The sequence below is a fragment of the Streptomyces pacificus genome (genome assembly GCF_011766325.1).
GTDB classification, from domain to species: Bacteria; Actinomycetota; Actinomycetes; order Streptomycetales; family Streptomycetaceae; genus Streptomyces; species Streptomyces pacificus.
In genome coordinates this window covers 1-504 of sequence record NZ_BLLG01000078.1, presented here as the reverse complement: position 1 = coordinate 504, position 504 = coordinate 1, and the positions used below count along the sequence as shown (strand labels likewise).

Sequence of the window (504 nt, the reverse complement as noted above, 5' to 3'; positions counted from 1 at the left end):
GTTCTGGTAGTTGTCGAGGATGGCGCGTGGTGATCTCTCGGATGGCGAGTGGGGGTTGGTCGAGCCGTTCTTGCCGGTGGGCGAGCGCGGCCCGGTCCCTGACCTGCGGCGGCTGTTCAACGCCGTGTGAGCTGCCCCGAGTTTCGTAGAGTCCGCGATCGTGTGATCAAGCGGTCTGCGGGACTTCGTGCAGTTGCGCCCAGTGCGCCTGTTCGTACTCGTCGGGCGGTACGTAGTCGAGGGCGGAGTGGAGGCGTTCACTGTTGTACCACGCGACCCACTGGAAGACGGCCCGCTCGACCTGGTCGAAGTCCCGCCATGGCCCCTGATGCTCAATCAGTTCGGCCTTGAACGTGCCGTTCAGGGCTTCGGCCATCGCGTTGGCGTGATCCGTCGACTGCTCAGGTTCCGGACTCTGGAGATGCAGGCGGGGTGCGGGTGACGCACCCGTTCCACCCGCTGTTTGGACGGGAGTTGGAGTTCATCGAGCGCCGTCAGTGCTGG

The 504-nt window shown here is 64.9% G+C and carries 2 protein-coding genes; one reads left to right on the top strand and one right to left on the bottom strand.

Annotated features, from left to right (window positions below):
- Window positions 1-166: 166 nt before the first annotated feature.
- Window positions 167-376: an integrase core domain-containing protein gene (locus tag SCWH03_RS28330; RefSeq protein ID WP_173267785.1), complete on the bottom strand. Its 210-nt coding sequence runs from the start codon at window positions 374-376 to the stop codon at window positions 167-169.
- Window positions 377-432: 56 nt separating this feature from the next.
- On the opposite strand from SCWH03_RS28330, the gene SCWH03_RS30020 reads away from it, so the two are divergent.
- Window positions 433-504, top strand: a 72-nt coding sequence (locus tag SCWH03_RS30020; protein WP_216854822.1) for a DUF5372 family protein, incomplete at its 3' end; no start/stop codon positions are given.